This is a genomic window from Roseococcus microcysteis, assembly GCF_014764365.1.
In the GTDB taxonomy this organism is placed as follows: Bacteria; Pseudomonadota; Alphaproteobacteria; order Acetobacterales; family Acetobacteraceae; genus Roseococcus; species Roseococcus microcysteis.
Genome location: NZ_CP061718.1, coordinates 1,429,655 through 1,446,022, shown reverse-complemented (window position 1 = coordinate 1,446,022; position 16,368 = coordinate 1,429,655). Strand labels below are relative to the sequence as shown.

At 71.9% G+C, this 16,368-nt stretch carries 16 protein-coding genes and 1 tRNA gene; 6 read left to right on the top strand and 11 right to left on the bottom strand.

Annotated features, from left to right (window positions below):
• Positions 1-21: 21 nt before the first annotated feature.
• The gene (locus ICW72_RS06865; protein WP_191085517.1) at positions 22-234 is read right to left on the bottom strand and encodes a DUF4287 domain-containing protein; all 213 of its coding nucleotides are present in this window, start codon (positions 232-234) and stop codon (positions 22-24) included.
• A gap of 51 nt (positions 235-285) precedes the next feature.
• Positions 286-1,080, bottom strand: coding sequence for an enoyl-CoA hydratase/isomerase family protein (locus ICW72_RS06860; RefSeq protein WP_191085516.1), 795 nt, complete (start codon positions 1,078-1,080; stop codon positions 286-288).
• A gap of 85 nt (positions 1,081-1,165) precedes the next feature.
• On the opposite strand from ICW72_RS06860, the gene ICW72_RS06855 reads away from it, so the two are divergent.
• Both ICW72_RS06855 and ICW72_RS06850 read left to right on the top strand, forming a co-directional pair.
• Positions 1,166-1,489: a SemiSWEET family sugar transporter gene (locus tag ICW72_RS06855; protein WP_223880880.1), complete on the top strand. Its 324-nt coding sequence runs from the start codon at positions 1,166-1,168 to the stop codon at positions 1,487-1,489.
• Positions 1,490-1,935: 446 nt separating this feature from the next.
• Positions 1,936-4,065: a TonB-dependent hemoglobin/transferrin/lactoferrin family receptor gene (locus ICW72_RS06850; protein WP_191085515.1), complete on the top strand. Its 2,130-nt coding sequence runs from the start codon at positions 1,936-1,938 to the stop codon at positions 4,063-4,065.
• 8 nt (positions 4,066-4,073) lie between these two features.
• Here the strand turns inward: ICW72_RS06850 and ICW72_RS06845 are convergent, their stop codons facing one another.
• Together ICW72_RS06845 and ICW72_RS06840 are read right to left on the bottom strand one after the other, a co-directional pair.
• Positions 4,074-4,772, bottom strand: coding sequence for a phytanoyl-CoA dioxygenase family protein (locus tag ICW72_RS06845; RefSeq protein ID WP_191085514.1), 699 nt, complete (start codon positions 4,770-4,772; stop codon positions 4,074-4,076).
• Positions 4,769-6,541: an extracellular solute-binding protein gene (locus ICW72_RS06840; RefSeq protein WP_191085513.1), complete on the bottom strand. Its 1,773-nt coding sequence runs from the start codon at positions 6,539-6,541 to the stop codon at positions 4,769-4,771. Before ICW72_RS06840 ends, ICW72_RS06845 begins: the two co-directional genes overlap by 4 nt.
• A gap of 36 nt (positions 6,542-6,577) precedes the next feature.
• On the opposite strand from ICW72_RS06840, the gene ICW72_RS06835 reads away from it, so the two are divergent.
• The 3 genes from ICW72_RS06835 to ICW72_RS06825 are packed head-to-tail and all read left to right on the top strand — an operon-like array spanning position 6,578 to position 10,858.
• On the top strand, positions 6,578-7,669 hold the full coding sequence (locus tag ICW72_RS06835) for an ABC transporter permease subunit (protein WP_191085512.1): 1,092 nt from the start codon (positions 6,578-6,580) through the stop codon (positions 7,667-7,669).
• Positions 7,653-10,142 carry an ATP-binding cassette domain-containing protein gene (locus ICW72_RS06830; RefSeq protein WP_191085511.1) on the top strand — a complete coding sequence of 830 codons (2,490 nt, stop codon included), beginning with the start codon at positions 7,653-7,655 and terminating at the stop codon, positions 10,140-10,142. The genes ICW72_RS06835 and ICW72_RS06830 overlap by 17 nt, the downstream gene beginning before the upstream one ends.
• A complete protein-coding gene (locus tag ICW72_RS06825; RefSeq protein ID WP_191085510.1) occupies positions 10,139-10,858 on the top strand; it encodes a hypothetical protein in 720 nt (239 codons plus the stop codon). Before ICW72_RS06830 ends, ICW72_RS06825 begins: the two co-directional genes overlap by 4 nt.
• A gap of 35 nt (positions 10,859-10,893) precedes the next feature.
• Here ICW72_RS06825 and ICW72_RS06820 read toward each other — a convergent pair.
• Positions 10,894-10,968 (bottom strand) — tRNA-Val (locus ICW72_RS06820).
• A gap of 82 nt (positions 10,969-11,050) precedes the next feature.
• Between ICW72_RS06820 and ICW72_RS06815 the strand changes: the two genes are divergently transcribed.
• Entirely contained in the window at positions 11,051-11,233 is a 183-nt protein-coding gene (locus tag ICW72_RS06815) for a hypothetical protein (protein WP_184385916.1), read from the top strand.
• A 117-nt stretch (positions 11,234-11,350) separates the two neighbouring features.
• Here the strand turns inward: ICW72_RS06815 and ICW72_RS06810 are convergent, their stop codons facing one another.
• From ICW72_RS06810 to ICW72_RS06785, 6 genes are read right to left on the bottom strand one after another with little or no spacing between them, the layout of a single operon-like run.
• Positions 11,351-12,532 (bottom strand): multidrug effflux MFS transporter, encoded by a 1,182-nt coding sequence (locus ICW72_RS06810; protein ID WP_191085509.1) that lies wholly within the window; start codon positions 12,530-12,532, stop codon positions 11,351-11,353.
• Positions 12,529-12,969 carry a cupin domain-containing protein gene (locus ICW72_RS06805; protein ID WP_191085508.1) on the bottom strand — a complete coding sequence of 147 codons (441 nt, stop codon included), beginning with the start codon at positions 12,967-12,969 and terminating at the stop codon, positions 12,529-12,531. The genes ICW72_RS06810 and ICW72_RS06805 overlap by 4 nt, the downstream gene beginning before the upstream one ends.
• A 24-nt stretch (positions 12,970-12,993) precedes the next feature.
• Positions 12,994-13,698 (bottom strand): ABC transporter ATP-binding protein, encoded by a 705-nt coding sequence (locus ICW72_RS06800; protein WP_456300178.1) that lies wholly within the window; start codon positions 13,696-13,698, stop codon positions 12,994-12,996.
• Positions 13,695-14,450, bottom strand: coding sequence for an ABC transporter ATP-binding protein (locus ICW72_RS06795; RefSeq protein WP_191085507.1), 756 nt, complete (start codon positions 14,448-14,450; stop codon positions 13,695-13,697). The genes ICW72_RS06800 and ICW72_RS06795 overlap by 4 nt, the downstream gene beginning before the upstream one ends.
• On the bottom strand, positions 14,443-15,366 hold the full coding sequence (locus ICW72_RS06790) for a branched-chain amino acid ABC transporter permease (RefSeq protein WP_191085506.1): 924 nt from the start codon (positions 15,364-15,366) through the stop codon (positions 14,443-14,445). Before ICW72_RS06790 ends, ICW72_RS06795 begins: the two co-directional genes overlap by 8 nt.
• Entirely contained in the window at positions 15,363-16,283 is a 921-nt protein-coding gene (locus tag ICW72_RS06785) for a branched-chain amino acid ABC transporter permease (RefSeq protein ID WP_191085505.1), read from the bottom strand. Before ICW72_RS06785 ends, ICW72_RS06790 begins: the two co-directional genes overlap by 4 nt.
• Between the last annotated feature and the right edge of the window lie 85 nt (positions 16,284-16,368).

Genomic DNA, 16,368 nt, shown 5'->3' with positions numbered 1-16,368 from the left:
CCAGCCGCCTCGACCTGCCGGTCAGCCTTCGCCCTTGGCCAGCGTGTGCGCGACCAGCGCGTTGGCATGGCCATGCCCCATGCCGTGCCGTTCCTTCAGCATGGCCACAAGCTCCATGTGCCTTGCGGGCAAGGCGGCGCGGATGAGGGCCTGCCATTCGGCGACCGGACGGCCGTATTTCTTCTCGATGGCCGGGAAGTAGGAGGCCGGACCCTTGGTCTTTTCTTCGGTCATGGAGGGAAAGCGAAGCTCGCGCACGGGCTGGCTGTCAACGGGACTGCGCCATCATTCCATCAGGTCCGGCAGGCGATAGCGGTCCTGGGGGTCGTCCCAGCCCAGGAAGCGGGGCGGGCGCTTCTCGGCGAAGGCGGCGCGGCTTTCGATCAGGTCGCTCTTCGCGCCATGCTCGTGCAGCGCGGCGGCGAGCTTCCGCTGGGCGGGGCTGGGGGCGGGGCGCATGCGGCGCATCATGTGGACCGTGTTCACCCGCGCGGCCGGCGGCAGGGTGAGCAGGTGGCGGGCCATCTCCAGGGCGGTGGGGATCAGCTCCTCCGGCGCCACGAGACGGTTGAGGAAGCCCAGCTGGTAGAAGCGCTCGGCAGTGAAGCGGTAGCCCAGCGCCATCTCCATCGCGATGGGGTAGGGCATGTTGGCCAGGTGGCCATGGTTGTAGCCGCCCAGCAGCCAGCGCTTCGCTTCCGAGACCTCGAAGATGGCGCCGGTCGCGGCCACCCGCAGATCCGTGCGCTCCACCAGCATGAAGCCGCCGCCCATGGCGAAGCCGTTGATGGCGGCGATGACCGGCTTTTCCAGCGTGCCGGCGGCGAAGGGGTCCTCGATCTCCGGCCGGCGGCCGCCGGGGGTGCCGTGGGCGAGGGATTCCTTCATGTCCTCGCCCGCGCAGAAGCCGCGGCCCGTGCCGGTCAGGATGGCCACCTCCAGCGCCGGGTCGTGGCGAAACCTGGTCCAGGCCTGGGCCAGTTCGGTCCGCATCTCGTGGTTCAGGGCATTCAGGCGTTCGGGCCGGTTCATGCGGATGATGAGCACCTGGCCGTGGGTTTCGGTCTCGACGGTGGGCATGGGCGTGTCCTCGCGCGGTTCGGGCCATGAAAGCGGAGGCGGGGGGCGGGGCCAACCCAGGCGCCCACCGCGCGTTCATCGCCGCATGGACATGGAAGCGGCGCCGATCATCGGGGGGCTCGCCACCCTCGCCTCGGTGACCAGCTTCACGCCGCAGGCGTGGAAGGTGATCCGCACGCGCGACACCTCCAGCATCTCCACCGCCATGTATGCCGTGACGGTGGTGGGTTTTGCCCTGTGGCTGACCTATGGCTGGCTGCTGGGGCAATGGCCGCTGATCGTGACCAACGGCGTGTGCCTGCTGCTGTCGGGCTTCATCCTCATCATGAAGCTGCTGCCACGACGCGGGAAGGAGGCGGTGGCCGAGGCGCTGTCCGTGCCCCCGGCCGGGAAGGCTGACGCGCGCTAGAACAATATCCGACCGGACGGAATCATCCGCTCGGATTTTTGCTGGCTTCTGAAGCAGCTTACGCCTGGTCGGCTGAACCGCTTCGCGCTTCGACCCGATGGACGCTGCCCTGGCTCCGGATTCGAACGGGGCGGGAACACAGGCGGCACGGCCCACGGGCCGGGCTCCTGCAGCCTTGCCCGGGCGGAAAGCTTCGCCGCGCCCCTCTCGCGCCAGATGACCTCTTGACGATGCGAATGATTCGCAGTTGCAGTGTGGTCTCAACCCTGGGAGAGCCACCACATGCCCCACCCGTCCCGCCGCCGGCGGCGGACCCCGCTTGCGATCGCATTGATCGCGGGCGGCCTCACCCCCATGGCCGCCTCGCCCTGGGACGCCGCCCGCGCCCAGACGCCCGAGCCCAATCCCGCCGATGTCCGCCTCGATGCCGGCATGCTGCTGCCCCCGTGAACACCACCGCGCTGCGCAATGAGCGCCGCCTGTTCGACACGCCGGCCACCGTGGACGTGATCCCGGGCCGCGAACTGGATGAACGCATGGTGCGCAACGCCGAGGACGTGTTCCGCTACACCCCCGGCGTCTTCGTGAACCGCCAGACCAGCGGCACCGACCCCTTCCGCAGCCTGGGCGGCATCACCATCCGCGGCGTCGGCGCCAACCGCGTGCTGACGCTGGTGGACGGCTTCCGCACGCTGGAGCGCATCACCGACAACACGCGCGACGTGGTGGACCCCTGGAATCTCAGCCGCGTCGAGATCCTGCGCGGGCCGGGCTCGGTCCTCTATGGCTCGGACGCGCTGGGCGGCGTGGTGAACTACATCACCCGCAACCCCGACGACCTGATCCGGCCGGGGCGCACATGGGGCGGCGAGGTGGGCACCAGCTGGGATTCGCTGGACAACAGCCTCGTCACCCGCGGCACCTATGCGGTGCGGGCGGGCGATGTCTCGGCCATGCTCTCCTACCAGCGGCGCGATGCGAATGAGCCGCGGCGCACGCGCTCGCGCTCGGTGGGCGGCATCTGGAACTGCCCACGCAACCCCCAGGCCACGCCCTGCGACCGCTTCGACCCGCTGGACATCAGCAGCAACAACGTCTTCGGCCGCATCGTCTGGGACCCCAACCCCGATGTGCGCCTGCGCGTGACGGGCGAATGGCTGGACCGCAGCACCGATGTGGACCAGCGCTATGACCTGGGCGCGGCGACGGGGGGCATCACCAACCTCTCCTACCTCCGCAACCAGACGATACGGCGCGGGCTCTTCGCGGTGGATGGGCAGTATCGTCCGCAGGTCTCCTGGCTGGACGAGGTGCGCGTCATGCTGGGCTACTCGCCGCAGACCATCGAGCGCACGGGCACAAGGCTGCGGCGCCTGGCCAACGGCCAGGAGCAGACGGTGCGTGACGCGCTGACCTATTCCGAAGACCTGATCCAGGGCGAGGCGCAGTTCCGCTCCAGCTTCGACCTGCTGGGCGCCCGCCATGTGCTGACCTATGGCTTCGCGGGCAGCCTGACGGCCACCGACTATGCGCGCGAGGACGTGACCACGAACCTTGCCACCGGCGTCACCACCACCACCCGCGCCGGCGGCTTCAACTTCGCCAATGCCGACACGCGCCGGCTGGAGGGCTTCCTGCAGGACGAGGTGACGCTGTTCGGCGGGCGCCTCACCCTCACCCCCGGGATGCGCCTGTCCAACACCAACATCACACCACGCCCCGACGCGGATTATCGTCTGGTGACGGGGCGCGAGCCGCGGACGCTCGACCAGACGAACCTGGCTTTCGGCGTCGGCGCCATCCTGCGGCTGGATGAGCGCTTCTCGCTCTACGGGAACTACGGCGAGGGCTTCAAGATGCCGACCGCCGAGCAGCTCTTCACCTCGCTGCCCAGCACCACCTTCAACCTGATCCCCAACCCCAACCTCCGGCCCGAGCAGGTGCGCAGCTTTGAGGCCGGCGTACGGATGCAGTTGCAGAACGCCTGGCTCAGCCTGGGCGCCTTCCGCGCCGAATACACGGACTTCATCCAGAGCTTCGTCAGCATCCCGAACAGCATTGACATCACCTACCAGAACCTCAGCGAGGTGACGTTGCAGGGCATCGAGGTGGCGGGCGCCTGGCGGGCGCATCCGCGCTGGCTCTTGCAGGCTTCCGCGTCCTGGCAGGAAGGAACGCAGCGCGTGACGCGCGGCGCGGCGCGCACCAACTTCGACGGCGCGCGCCCCTTCCTGATCAGCAGCGGCGTGACCTATGAGGACCCGGACCTGCGCCTGCGCGTCTCGCTGAACAACATCACCTCCGCCGGGGTGACGCAGGTCAGCGACCCGCAGCGCTACCGCCCGCCCGCCTACACCGTGTTCGACCTGACGGCGTCCTGGCGGCCCATCGAGCGGCTGGAGCTGAACGCGGGCATCTTCAACCTGCTGAACGCCCGCTACGTGCCGCTGGCCCCGGGCGGGACGAGCTACAACCAGTCGCGCTTCACGACCGACGACACGAAGCGCGTGAACCCGATCGAGCTTCAGGTGGCGCCGGGCACCAGCTTCCGCGTGGGCGCGCGCTACACCTTCTGACGGCGCCATCACCCCCCGCCGAGGGCCAGCACCTCGGCGGGGGAGAGGCCCGTCAGGCTCTCCCGCGCCTCGCTGAGCGGCGGGTCATCGGCCCGGCCCCATTGCACGATCAGGTTGCGGCGCGAACGGCCCGACAGGTTGGGCGCGCCGCCATGCAGCACCCGCGAATGGATCAGCACGATGCCGCCCGGCGGGCAGCGCGCCACCACCTCCGCCGCGCCCTCAGCCCCGTGCTGGGAGCCGGGACGGAAGGCGGTGCCGCCATTGGCCGCCTCCATGCCGTCCAGGCAGATCATGGCGCGCAGGAAGGCGCCGCGGGCGGTGGGCATGTAGCGGTTCAGCGCGTCGCGGTGCCAGGCGATGCCGCTGCCGCATCGCGCGGCCTTGATGGTGGCGTTGGTGAAGTGGCAGCGCAGTTCCGGCGTGCCGAGCAATTCGGTCGCCGCCGCGACCAGGGCCGGATGCGCGAAGCCCTTCGCGAAGACGGGATCGGCCCGGCAGGGGTCGCCCAGCAGGAAGACCGCATCGCCCGGCGCCGGCAGCCCCTGGCGCTGGCGGGGAGAGAGGTCCCGCTCCCAGGTCACCATGTCGGCGGGCAGCGTCGCGGCCCGGGCCAGCAGCGCGTCCAGCGCGGCCCCCAGGCGCCGGCGCAGCGCCGCGGGCAGGGGCGGCAGGATGGCGTAGCCCTGGCAGTGGAAGCGCCTCATTCCGCCTCCCGGCACCACCAGGCGTCGTCACCATAGCCGAAGCGCGGCTGGCGCGGCGGCGGGGCGAAGCGCGCGGAGACGGCCAGGCGCCGCACCGGGTCGTAGCGTCCCGGCACCACCAGCCATTGCCATTGCAGGGCGCGGTCCAGCACGCGTGCCGCGGTGACCAGGCTGGCGCGGTCGGGGGCGGCCTCCAGCCGGTCCAGCAGCAGGTCCATCTCCGGCCGCGCGAGGCCCGTGGTGTTGTTGGCGCCCGTCGAACCCCACAGCGCGCGCTGTTCCGGCCCCGGCCATTCGGGCGGGATGGTGAAACGATAGGCCAGGTCGAAATCATGGGCGCGCAGCCGGGCGGTGAAGCTGGGCGCGTCCAGCACCTCGAAGCGGGGCGCGATGCCCAGGCGCCGCAGCCCGCGGAACCAGACACCCACCAGCGCCTGTTGCGCGTTGCTCTGCGCCAGCACCGAGAGCGGGAACACCTCGCCCGTCTCGCGGTGCGCGAGGCGCCCATCCGTGGCGCGTGGTGCCCATCCGGCCGCGTCCAACAGGCCCAGCGCGCGTTCCAGCAGGGCGCGGTCGCGGCCTGTGCCATCGCTGTGGGGGGGCTGCCAGGGGCGGTGCCAGGCCTCGGGCGGGAAGAGGGCCGGCACCTCCGCCATCAGCGCGCGTTCGGCGGCGTCCGGCGCCTCGGTGGCGGCGAGGTCGGAATTGAGGAAGAAACTGCCGGCGCGCTCGCTTGCGCCCTGGAAGAGGGCGGCATTGGCCCACTCGAAATCCATCATCAGCGCCAGCGCCTCGCGCACCCGCGCATCGGCGAAGCGGTCGCGGCGGAGGTTGAAGGCGAAGCCGTTCATGCCCGTGATGTGGCCGTGGCGCTGGGTGTGGCGCAGCAGGCGCCCCTCGCGCACCATCGGCAGGTCATAGCCTGTGGCCCAGCGGCGGGCGTCGTTCTCCACCATCCAGTCCACGCGGCCGGCCGCCAGCGCCTCGAAGACGGCGATGCGGTCGCGGAAATAGCGCAGCTCGATGCGGTCCATGTTGTGGCGGCCGCGGCCGGCGGCGGTGGCATCGCCCCACCAATCCGTGTTGCGGGCGAAGGTGACGCGCTGGCCGGCCTCGACTTCCACCACGCGATAGGGGCCGGAGCCCACGGGGGTTTCCAGCGTAAGCGCGCCGAAGTCGCGGCCCTGCCAGATGTGGCGGGGCAGGATGTGCACGCCGCCGATCCGCAAGGCGAGGCGCCGCGCATCGCCAGGCGGCAGGGTGATGCGGACGGTGCGCGCATCCTCGGCCATGGCCTCGACGCGTTCCAGCAGCGCGCGGTGGAAGGGGCGGCCGTGGCGGCCCAGGGTCGTGAAGCTGAAGACGACATCCCCAGCCGTCACGGGCTGGCCATCATGCCAGCGGGCACCCGCGCGCAGGGTGAAGCGCAGGGTGCGCGTGGCCTCGTCCAGCTCCACCGCCTCGGCCAGGTTCGCATAGCCCACCAGCACCTCGTCGGGCGCGGGCAACAGCAGGGTTTCATACACCCAGGACCACACTCCCATGACGAAGCGGCCGCGCAGGGTGAAGGGGTTCAGCGTGTCGAAGGTGCCGGCCTGCGCCATGCGGAGGGTGCAGCCGCGCGGCGCGTCGGGGCGCACATGCGGCCAATGGCTGAAGCCCGGCGGCAGGGCAGGGGCGCCATGGACGGCCAGCGCGTCGGTGCGCGCCGCGGCGGGGTTCAGCAGGAGGGGGAGGAGGGCAAGCCCCCATATGCAAGTGCGAGTCATTCGCACATAAAGGCGCGAAAGGAGCCTTCCGGCAACATGCGCCCCCTGTTCCGCTACACGCTGCGCCGCCTGCTGCTGGTGCCGCCCACCCTGCTCGCCATCCTCGCGCTGAACTTCGCGGTGGCGCAGCTCGCCCCCGGCGGCCCGGTCGAGCACCTGCTGGCCACGCTGCAAGGCGATGTGCAGGACGCCGCCGAGCGGGCACTGGGCGGCCAGGACAGCACCGCGGCGCCCGACCCCGCCTTCCGGCACCGTGGCGCCGAGGGGCTGGACCCGCGCCTGCTCGCCGAGATCGAGGCGCAGTTCGGCTTCGACCGCCCGCCGCTGGAGCGCTTCTGGCACATGCTGACGCGGCTGCTGGTGTTCGACCTGGGGCGTTCCTTCTTCCTCGACCAGCCGGTGACGCAGTTGCTGTGGGAGAGGCTGCCCGTCTCCATCGCACTTGGCCTGTCCTCGGCCGTGCTGACCTATGCGCTGGCCATTCCGCTCGGCATCGCGCTGGCCACGCGGCGCGGCACGGGCTTCGACCGGACGGCCACGGCGCTGACGGTGCTGGCCCATGCGGTGCCGGCCATGGTGGTGGCGGTGGCGCTGCTGGTGGTCTTCGGCGGCGGGCGGTTCCTGGCCTGGTTTCCCTCGGGCGGCCTCGCCTCGGCCGAGGCCGCCGGCTGGGCCTGGCCCTGGCGCGTGCTGGACCTCGCCTGGCACCTGGCCCTGCCGGTGGCGGCGCTGGTGATCTCGGGCTTCTCCTCGCTCGCGCTGCTCACGCGCAACCTCTTCCTGGAGGAGATCGGCAAGCACTACGTGCTGCTGGCCCGCGCCAAGGGGCTCGCGCCGCGCCGGGTGCTGCTGGGCCACGTGTTTCGCAACGCCATGCTGCTGGTGGTGGCGGGCCTGCCCGGCGCGCTGCTGGGCGTGGTCTTCGGCGGCGGCGTGCTGGTCGAGGCGCTGTTCGGGCTGCAGGGCCTCGGGCTGCTGGGCATCGAGGCCGCGCTCAGCCGGGACTTCCCCGTGATCTTCGGCACGCTCTGGCTGACGACCCTGGCGGGGCTGGTGCTGCACCTCGCTTCGGACCTTCTCTATGTGGCGGTGGACCCGCGGATCGGCTTCGATGCGGCCCGGCGCTGAGCTGCTGCGCCGCCGCAGCCTCTGGGCGCTGGGCCTCGTGCTGCTGCTGGTGCTGCCGGCGGAGTTCGTGGCGAATGACCGGCCCATCCTGCTCTGGCTGGACGGCCGGCTGCTGGTGCCCGCGCTGCAACCCGTCACCGAGGCCATGCTGGGCGGAACCCTGCCCATCCCGGCCGATTTCCACGACCCCGCCGTGGCCGCGCTGCTGGAGGCGCGCGGTGCCGTCAGCCTCTGGCCGCCCATCCCGCACGGGCCGGCCAGCATCCCGCCCGGCCTGCCGGCGGCCGCGCCCGCGCCGCCCTCGGCGCTGCATTGGCTCGGCACCGATGACCAGTCGCGCGACGTGCTGGCGCGGCTCATCTGGGGGGCGCGGCTGTCGCTCGTTTTCGCCGTGATCGTGACCGCTTCCTCCCTGCTCATCGGCCTGCCGCTGGGCGCCTGGCAGGGCTATGCGGCGGGGCGCACCGACCTGGTGCTGCAACGCCTGACCGAGATCTGGTCCGGGGTGCCGCTGCTGTTCCTGCTGATGATCGTGGTGGCGGCGCTGGCCCCCTCGGTCTGGGTGCTGGCGGCCACCATGTCGCTGTTCTTCTGGATGGGCATCGCGGGCGTCACGCGCGCCGAATTCCTGCGCCTGCGCGCGCAGGATTTCGTGCGGGCGGCGCTGGCGGCCGGGGCGGGGCCCGCGCGCATCATGCGCGTCCATATCCTGCCCAACGCCATGGGCCCGGTGCTGGCCATGCTGCCCTTCCTGATGGCGGGGGCCATGACCATGCTGGCGGGGCTCGATCTGCTGGGGCTCGGCCTGCCGCCGGGCACGCCCTCGCTGGGCGAGGCCCTGGCCCAGGCGCGCAACAACCTCCAGGCGCCCTGGCTCGCGCTCGGCGCCATCGCGGCCCTCGGCGGGCTGCTGCTGCTGCTGACGCTGCTGGGCCAGGCCCTGCGCGACGCCATGGACCCGCGCCTGCCCGCGCGCCGCACCACCATCACGCCCGGCGACGCGATGGTGCCGGAGGGCGCGGTGCTGGCCATCACCGACCTGTGCGCGGGCTTTGGCGAAACGCCCGCGCTGCGCGGCGTCACCCTGGCGCTGCGCCCGGGCGAGGCGGTGGCGCTGCTGGGCGAATCCGGCTCGGGCAAGACGCTGACGGGGTTGATCGCGGCGGGGCTGGCGCCGCCGCAGCTCGGCTTCATCAGCGGTTCGGTGCGGCTGATGGGCGCGGAGATGCTGGGCGCGCCCGAACCCCGGCGCCGCGCCGCGCTGCGCCGGCATCTGGGGCTGGTCTTCCAGGAACCGGGTGCCGCGCTCAATCCGCTGCACGCCCTCCACCGCCAGGTGCGCGAGGCGGTGGAGGCCGGCGGGCTGCACGGCGCCGCCGCCCGCGCCGAGACCGATGCCCTGCTGCGTCGTGTGGGCCTGCCCGAAGCCAGCCGCCGCCCGCGCGCCTTGCCGCATCAATTCTCGGGAGGGCAACAGCAGCGCGCCGTCATCGCCATGGCCATCGCCCGCCGCCCCGCCTTGCTGGTGGCGGATGAGCCCACCGCCTCGCTCGACGCGCCACTGCGGGCGGGGCTGCTCGACCTTCTGGCTGGGCTGGTGCGGGAGCGGGGCATGGCCCTGCTGCTCATCACCCACGACCTCGACGCCGCCCGCCGCGCCACCACCCGTGTGGCCGTGATGGGCGAGGGGCGCATCCTGGCCGACCTGCCCTGGGAGGTGGCGCTGCGCGCGCCCCCGCCCGCGCTGCACCGCCTCATGCCGCGCCCGCCCGCGCGCGCGCGCGCCGCCGCCCCGGCCGCCGTCCCGGTGCTGGAGGCGCGGGACATGACCCTCGCTTTTCCAGGGGCCGCGCCGTTGATCGAGGGATTGGAACTGCAACTCCATGCCGGGCGCACGCTGGCCGTCACCGGCCCATCGGGCTGCGGCAAGACGAGCCTGGCACTGGCATTGCTGGGCCTGTTTCCCGGTGCGGTGCGGGGCCAGGTGCTGCTGCATGGGCGGCCGCTGGCCGAAAGCCCCGGCTGGCGCCGCCGCGTGCAGATCGTCTTCCAGAACCCCGCCACCAGCCTCTCGCCGCGGCTTTCCGTGCGCGACATCGTGCTGGAACCCCTGGTGCTGGCGGGCGAGCGACGGCCGGTCGAGGCGCGCCTGGTCGCCGCCCTGGCCGAGGTGGGCCTGCCACCCGCTCTGGCCGACCGGCGCCCGCACCAGCTCTCCGGCGGGCAGCGCCAGCGCGTGGCGCTGGCGCGCGCCCTCATCACCCGGCCGGAGGTGCTGGTGCTGGATGAACCCACCTCCGCCCTCGACCGGCATGTGGAGGCGGAGGTGCTGCGGCTGCTGGCCGCGTTGCAGGCCCGGCACGGCTTCGCCGCCCTTCTCATCACCCATGATCCCCGCGTGGTCGCGGCGCTGGCGCATGACGTGCTGGCGCTCGGTGCGCCCACGCCCCTGCCCAAGGAAAACGCCGCATGACCGGAACCGACCTGCCGACCCGCCAGGAACTCACCGCCAGCCCTGCCGAGATCGGACTGCTGCTGCCCGGGCTGGGGCGCGTCATGGTGGCGCTCGCCGTCGGGAGTGCCGCGCATGAGCGCATCGGTCGCATCGCGCATGTGGCCCGGCGCGGCGGCGCGCTGTGCCTCGGCGGGGAGACGGAGCTCGATCTGGGCGCCGTGCGGCGTGTCGTGCTGGACCGCGGCTCGGTCATGCGGGGGCAGGTCTATCCGCGCCTCGAATTCCAGGACTGCACGGGGAAGGTGCTGATGCGGGTGGTGGGGATGGAGGGCGAGGCGCCCTTCGAGACCAACCTGGCGCATCTGCTGGGCCCGGCCCTCCTCCCGGAGGAGGCCGCCCCCACACCTGCCGCCGAGGCGGGCCCCGAGGTGGCCCCCGAGGATTGCGCCGCCACCACCCTGCTGCGCCGCTTGCACGCCGCGGGCGGGCCGGTGCGGGTGGCGCTGCGGACGGGCTCGGCCTGGCAGGCCTGGGAGGGGGTGCCGCCGGAACCGCGCCTGGTCATGGGATATGTGAACCTCATCGCGCCCAGCTTTCACCTGCATCTCAGGCTGGGCAGCGTGGCCGGCTTTCATGTGTCGGAGGAGGGCTGGGAGGCGGTGGACGGCACCGGCGCGCGCTTTGGGCTGAGCCTGGGCCCCCTCGACGCGGCCGCGCTGGAAGGGAGGGGCTGAAGCCCTGGGAAACACCACTAAATGATTGATTTAGATGGTGGGCGCTACAGGGATTGAACCTGTGACCCCTACCGTGTCAAGGTAGTGCTCTCCCGCTGAGCTAAGCGCCCGGGCCGAAGCCGGTGGCACCCTGTAGCGAAACCGAGGCCGCCCTGCAACCCTGGCGCCCACCGGTTTCGCCGCCATATCCGCATGATGCAGACCCCGCCCCAGGCCATCGCCCGCCTGCTCGACCGCGCCACCTATGAGGGCTATCGCCTCGGCTTCGAGGCGGCGCGGGCGGAAGCGGTTCTGCTGGCCGAACATGCGGGGCAGGCGGCCCTGGCCGCGCGGCTGCGCGCCATGGCCGCCCTGCCGGATCGGAACGCGCAATGACCCGCGAAGGCCCGCGCGACTGCCCCCATTGCGGCGAGGTGACCATGGCCAACCGCCTTCCCGATGGAAGTGTGGTCTGCTCCTGCCCTGCCATGCGCGACCTGCCCTCGGGCCCCGTCAGGCCCGCCGCAGCGACGCCCCCAACGCCCGCCAGGCGATAAGTCCGCACAACCCGCCGCCGGCCATCACGGAGGCCATAGGCAGCGCGGTGCCGTCATGCAGGAGTGCCAGCGCCAGCCCCGCCACGGCGCCCAACGCGAATTGCAGCGTGCCGATCAGCGCGGAGGCCGTGCCCGCCATGTGCGGGAAGGGCGTGATGGCGATGATGCCGCCCAGCGGCAGCGCCAGCCCGATCAGGCAGAGATAGGCCAGCAGCGCCGCATAGAGCGCCCAGAAGCCCATTCCCAGCGCCACCGTCACCGCCCCGATCACACCCGCGCAGGACAACCCCAGCAGCGCCAGCCCATAGACCCGCGCGCGCCCGAAGCGCTGTGCGAGCGGCCCCGCGAGCTGCCCGCAGCCGATCACCCCCGCGGCACCCGCGCCGAAGAGCCAGCCGAAATTCTCGGGCGCCACGCCATGCAGCTCGATGAAGACGAAGGGCGAGCCCGCGATATAGGCGAACATCCCCGCGATGGCGCAGCCCGAGCCGAGGGCGGCCGCCATGAAGGGCGCGGTCGCCAGCAGCCCGCCGAAATCGCGCGCGATCTGTGGCGTGGAGACGCGGCGGCGGCGCTCCATGGGCAGGGTTTCGGGCAGGAAGCGCCAGGCGAGGAGCAATGCCGTCACCCCCACCAGGGCCAGGACGCCGAAGATGGCCCGCCAGCCGAGCCAGGCGGCGATCCAGCCGCCCAGCAGCGGCGCCAGCATGGGCGCCACGCCCATGATAAGGAACAGCCGCGCCATCATCCGCACCGGGTCCATCCGGTCGGCCAGGTCGCGCACCACGGCGCGCGAGATCACCATGCCCGCGCAGCCGCCCAGCGCCTGCAAAAGCCGGAAGGCGATGAGCCAGCCCATGCCCCAGGCCAGGGCGCAGAGCACCGAGGCCAGGACATACACCCCCAGCGCGGCGAAGAGCGGCCGCCGCCGCCCGTAGCGGTCCGCGAGCGGCCCGTGCAGCAGCTGCCCCGCCGCCATGCCAAGGAAGAAGACGGCGAGCGTGAGCTGCGCGCCCTCCATGCCCCCGCCCAGCTCGGCCGCGATGGCCGGCAGGGCGGGCAGGTACATGTCAATGGACAGCGGCGCGAAGGCCGCCAGCAGCGCCAGGATGGCGATGACGGCGCGGAGGCGGATCACGCCGGCGGCGGCAGGAAGTCCACCTCGCACTCGGCGGAGATGCGGACCACCTGCTCGGGGTCCGTCAGGTTGTGGATGCGGCTGAACAGCTCGAACAGCTTGCGCGAGGGCGCCACCCAGAACAGGGCCCGCACCGGCGCGCCCGACTTGTTGAAGATGCCGTGCGGCAGGCCCATGGGCAGGCGGATCAGGTCGCCCGGGCCGCCATGCGCCACCTGGCCATCCAGCAGGAATTCGAAATTCCCCTCCAGGATGTGGATGTACTCGTCCTGGGTGGTGTGGATGTGGGGCGGCACGAAGGTGCCGGGCGGGAAGAGCGTGTCGAAGGCGAAGCTGTTCGCCGAATGCTGCCGCGGCTTGTAGGTCTGGCCGAGGATGTTCCAGACGACGCCGCCGATGCCCTCGCCGGCGGGGGTGATTCCTGCGGTTTCCTGCATGTGTCCTGGCCTTTCCTGGGCTGTTCAGACGTGGAGGTATTGTTCGCGCAGTTCGGGCGCGGCGGCCAGGGCCGCGGAGGGGCCTTCCCACACGCTGCGCCCGCGCTCGATGATGACATGCCGGTCGGCCAGCTTCAGCACGGCCGAGAGGTTCTTGTCGATCAGCAGGATGGACTGCCCTTCGGATTTCAGGCGCCCCAGCACCGCCCAGATCTCGGCGCGGATCAGCGGGGCCAGGCCTTCCGTGGCTTCGTCGAGAATGAGCAGGCGCGGATTGGTCATCAGCGCGCGGCCGATGGCCAGCATCTGCTGCTCGCCGCCCGAGAGGTTGCGGCCGAGGTTGCGCCGCCGCTCCCGCAGGCGCGGGAAGAGGGCGTAGGCGGCTTCCAGGTTCCAGCGGCCGGGGCGCGCGGTGGCGATGAGGTTTTCCTCCACGCTCAGCGTGGGGAAGACCTGGCGCCCCTCGGGGACGAGGCCCAGGCCCAGGCGGGCGATGCGGTGCGCGGGCAGGGGGGGCAGCGGGGTGCCGTCGAACCCGATGGCGCCGCCTGTCACCCGCCCGCCCTGGCTCGGCAGCAGGCCCATGATGGCGCGGATGGTCGTGGTCTTGCCCATGCCGTTGCGGCCGAGAAGCGTCACCACCTCGCCCGCACCCAGGTGGAAGGACACGTCGAAGAGGGTCTGCGAGGCGCCATAGGCGGCGGCGAGCTTCTCCACGCGCAGCATCATGCCGCCTCGTCCTCGCCCAGATAGGCGTCGCGCACCGCGGCATCGGCGCGGATTTGCGCGGGCGTGCCGGTGGCGATGACGCGGCCCTGGGCCAGCACCGAGATGCGGTCCGCGAGCGCGAAGACGGCCTGCATGTCGTGCTCCACCAGCAGCACGGCATAGCGCGCGCGCAGGCCGGAAAGCAGGCGGATCAGGCGCTCCGCTTCTTCGGTCCCGGTGCCGGCGAGGGGTTCGTCCAGCAACAGGGCGCGGGGCCGCATGGCGAGCGCGATGGCGATCTCCAGCTGGCGCCGCTCGCCATGGCTGAGCGCGGCGGCGGGTGTCGCGGCGCGGGCATCGAGCCCCACCTCGGCCAGCGCGGCCATGGCCTCAGCGTTCAGCGCCGCCTCGCGCGACGCCGCCCGGAAGAAGCGGAAGGAAGAGCCCTGCCGCGCCTGCACCGCCAGCGCCGCATTCTCCAGCGCCGAGAAGGAGGGGACCACGCTCGTGATCTGGAAGCTGCGGGCCAGGCCGCGCCGCGCGCGGGCGGGCATGGACAGGGTGGTGATGTCCTCGCCCAGGAAGCGGATGCGGCCGGCATCGGGGGCCAGCGTGCCGCTGATCTGATGGATCAGCGTGGTCTTGCCCGCGCCATTGGGGCCGATCAGCGCATGGATCTCGCCCTGGCGGACGTCCAGCGTCACGTCATCGGTGACCAGCAGCCCGCCGAAGCTCTTTCGCAACCCGTGCAGGGCGAGGATGGTCTCAGCCACGGCGCAGCAGCCCCACAATGCCGCCGCGCAGGAAGAACACGCACAGGATCAGAAGCGGGCCGAAGACCAGGCGCCAATGCTCCATGGCGTGGGAGAGCCACTCCTCCACCAGCACGAAGGCGAGCGCCCCCACCAGCGCGCCATGGGGCCCGGCGAGCCCGCCCAGGATCACCATGAACAGCAGATCGCCGCTGCGCTGCCAGGCGAGGTAGGCGGGGGCGACGAACTCCGCGGAATTGGCCAGCAGCACGCCCGCCAGCCCACCCATGGCGCCCGCGATGACATAGGCCAGCAGGCGGTACGGATAGGGGGCGAAGCCCAGCGCGCGGGCGCGGGTCTCGTTCTCGCGCGATGCGCGCAGCACCCGCCCGAAGCGGCTTTCCAGCAGCATTTGCACCAGCGCCCAGCAGGCCACCAGCAGGCCGAGGCACACGAAATGGAAGACCAGACGATTTTCCAGCCAGCGCGCGCCGAAGACCTCGGTGCGGTTGAACAGGGTGTAGCCGTCATCCCCGCCATAGATCGCGAGCGAGGAGGTGGTGAAGAAGGCCATCTGCCCGAAGGCCAGCGTGATCATGATGAAATGCACACCGGAGGTGCGGATGGCGATGGCCCCCGTCAGCAGCGCGAAGAGCGCGGCCGCCAGGATGCCCGCGGGAAAGACCATCCAGGCCTCGGTGATGCCGGCATGGTCCAGCACCACCACCGCATAGGCGCCCATGCCCATCATGGCCGCGTGGCCCAGGCTGACCAGGCCCGCCCCGCCCACCAGCAGCATCAGCGAGACGGCGGCGAGCCCGAAGATCATGCCACGCGCCAGCAGCGTCAGGGAATGGCCCTGGCCCAGCCCCAGGAAGGGCGCCGCCGCCAGCCCCGCGAAGACCAGCAGCGGCAGCCAGAGCCGCGGGTTGCTCATGCGCGGGCCGGGAACAGCCCGGCCGGGCGGAAGGCGAGGATGGCGGCCATGACGATGTAGACCAGCATGGAGGCCAGCGCGGCGCCCGTCTGCCGCGCGGAGGAGGCGTCCATGAACAGGCGCATCAGGTCCGGCATCAGCCCGCGCCCGATGGTCTCGACCAGCCCCACCAGCAGGGCCGCCACGAAGGCGCCGCGCACCGAGCCGATGCCACCGATCACGATGACCACGAAGGCGAGGATGAGCAGGTTGTCGCCCATCCCCGGCTCGACCGAGAGGATGGGCGCGGCCATCACCCCCGCGAAGCCCGCCAGCATGGCGCCGAAACCGAAGACCAGCATGAACAGCCGCCGGATATCCACGCCGAGTGCCGCGACCATCGGCGCGTTGGTGGCGCCGGCCCGCACCAGCATGCCCGCCCGCGTCCGCTCCACCAGGAACCAGAGCAGTGCCGCGGTGGCCAGCCCCGCGGCCAGGATGGCGAGGCGATAGGTGGGGTAGAGCAGCCCATCCATCAGCGGCACGCCGCCCGAGAGCAGTTCGGGCACCGGCATCTGCATGGGGGCCGCGCCGAAGACCACCTTCACGCCCTCGTTCAGGAAAAGGATGACGCCGAAGGTCGCCAGCACCTGGGAGAGATGGTCGCGGTCATAGAGGTGGCGGAAGACCAGGAATTCCAGCACCAGCCCGAAGACCAGCGCCGCTGGCAGCGCCAGCAGCAGCCCCAGCCAGAAGCTGCCCGTCAGCGCCGCCAGCGAGGCCCCCAGATAGGCGCCCACCATGTACTGCACCCCGTGGGCGAGGTTGATGAAGTCCATCACCCCGAAGACGAGGGTGAGCCCGGCCGCCACGAGAAACAGCAGCACGCCGAACTGCAACCCGTTCAGCCCCTGCACCAGCAGCAAGGTGGTGTTCACGAAACCACCTTCCCCGACGCGCCGCAGGCCGCGTCCCTCCGCCCCCCGCAAACCTTCGCGGGCTTCGCCCGCGAAGGCCACGCCG